Below are 2392 nucleotides of genomic sequence, written 5' to 3' on the forward strand. Positions count from 1 at the left end.
CAGTGTTGCTCCTTTAAGAGCCAGTTTTAGATTGTCGATAATATCATCGGGTAATTTTGAGAGATTGGCCAGGGTTCTTTTTTTGACTTGATCTCCTTCTCGATAGGATTCACGAAGAAGAACAGCGGGGGGGGAATTACGGTTAGGAACTTTTTCTATATACATGACCACTATTTTAGCAAATGGAGAGAATTCTTTTTCATTAAGAAATTTTACAAATTACATGGGTACATTAAGAAAAGTTAAGGGGTGTATCCATTGATGGATAAGGGTTTTCGGCTATTATGCTATATATGTATGGGGGAAGTTCAGTTATACCCATTTGTTATTTCCCACGCTAAGAGAGAAATTGTTAACTAGAGTCAGTGAACAGTTTTGTTATCACCTTGTTCTCTAATTAAGTAGCGTCACAACACCTATGGTATGCAAATATTTTGACATAGTGATCGCTTTTTTACTACAGCAGGCTGGCGTTGGGGAGGGCAAGTGCCAACGCAGTCAGGCTGGTAATGCCTACGATCAGGAGGTTGGCAAAGTTCATGACATAGGCGCATACTGGGAGGGTTATTTTTTAGTATCGCTCCTATGGTGAGAGGGGAGAAGAGTGGAAGGGCGATCGCGACTGTCTCGAAGGCGGCTATTGAAATATAAATTCTTGTCCAAAACCTCTGTAGCCTTATGCTGGGATCTCAAGATCGGGGAATGGTTACACCAACACCAGCAAATTAAGCTGAAGAAACACGGGCGACTTGCCAAGAGCGTTTTTCGCTACGGCTTAGATTATCTTTGCTCTATCGTCACTGATTTAGACTTGAAACAGCGTGAGTTTTTACACTCCTTGCGATTTTTGTCCTGTACTTAGATCGGCATTACCCCAAAGGCTACTTAGGATGTTTATTGTTTACTTTTTCTTGTGAAGGAAGTTGATTTGGCTTTTGCTGCGTAGGATTAGTGAAGTATGTAAATAAAAGGTAGCCAACACCTGCCGAAACTAGAAGTATTAGAGTAATTTTCAACCATAATGGCCATTTTGTCTTGTATATAATTGTGAAGCATACTAGTCCTGCACTGATAGTAATTATTACATTCCGCACATTTGGGTCAGAAATGTATTCAATTAACCAAGAGGCAAAAGAATTGGCATTATCGGGAGCGCACCCCCAAGCAACAAAGTTTTGAGCCAATTCTTGCTGTGAGGTCTTGATAGGGAGACTAAGTGCCTCATAAGTTAATTTACCTAAAACACCACCTTTTGCTTGACCTATAAGAACAGCAATGGAGTCTTTGTTGTCGTCTTTTGAAACGTCATTACTTCTTGAGATATGTTCCTTATGTATAGAAGCAGTCCGCGCAGAAGAGTTAGATTCAGGTGTATAAGTTTCATATCTTCTAGACAAAGTTTGGCTTGTGTTTCTTAGTTTCATTACTTGAAAACCTCTTTAAGCGAATTAAGACTGAAAAGGCTTCGGTTGAATAATCTTAGCCGTCACCGTCCCCACCACATACTGCTCTTTGAGGACAGCGATCGCACTTTAAATTCAAAAACACGCCACCGCCGTACCCGCCAAACCGATCTTCCGGTAATAGTCGGGAAAAGCAGACCCAGTGCTTTTTTATCTATAGAATTTTCTTCGATAAACCGTGCCAAAAGGCTCTAATTATTTACCTCTTATTCACCTATCCCTACTCTATCTCCGATAATCTCAACGAATGAGGCTGTTTTCATAAAATTTAACGATTAGCCGACAATGAATCGCAGAAATATCCAGCGATCGCTAAAGTGCTTAACAAAAGAAATTGTAATCTTATCGATTTTGACCGTGCCACTATCCAAAGGAATAGATTAGATTTCTTGAAAAGACCAATGCGGGGAAATTACCGAGTAATCACCTGAACTTTTTCCTTATCCGTAAAGATCGGGAGATGTGCATATTCTTGCTATTCCTAATACATCTGAGAGCGTCCGTCCTGTCGAATTTATCTTTAGTTATAGGCCGACATTCCACACATCTTCATATACTTTTATATATTTTTACATTCCCCAAGATGTTTTGACGAAAAACCTTCATTGTAGAAACTACTATTGAGAACATTTTCAATAATTGATTTTTTCTGAGAAAAAAAATTACAATTCTTCACCTTGATAAAAATCTAAGTAGCTGGTTATAATTAAATTAAAAATGGATTTGAGGTTCGATCCCCCCTACCCCCTAGGGTTGATTCAAGGTAGGGTTGATTCATGAATCAACCCTACCCTTGATAAGGGGGGTGTCTGATAATTTTTAACGCCTACCTACTTACCTGATAACTGATAACTGATAACTGGTAACTGAATATGAGTAACTCGGAAGAAAATAGACTAGATAGACTCGAATCTCTTGCTGACAATACC

2 protein-coding genes are annotated in these 2392 nt (G+C 39.2%); both read right to left on the reverse strand.

The window, feature by feature from the left end:
* A partial coding sequence (locus PX481_RS30055; protein WP_502888590.1) for an IS1634 family transposase N-terminal domain-related protein occupies positions 1–165 on the reverse strand: 165 nt, incomplete at its 3' end.
* Positions 166–881: 716 nt separating this feature from the next.
* Positions 882–1424 (reverse strand): hypothetical protein, encoded by a 543-nt coding sequence (locus PX481_RS06345; protein ID WP_002762495.1) that lies wholly within the window; start codon positions 1422–1424, stop codon positions 882–884.
* Between the last annotated feature and the right edge of the window lie 968 nt (positions 1425–2392).

It is taken from the genome of Microcystis sp. M53603_WE2, assembly GCF_030065435.1.

Coding starts and splice junctions, on each gene's coding strand:
- PX481_RS06345 (WP_002762495.1), bottom strand. CDS start 1,424: ATGAAACTAAGAAACACAAGCCAAACTTTGTCTAGAAGATATGAAACT.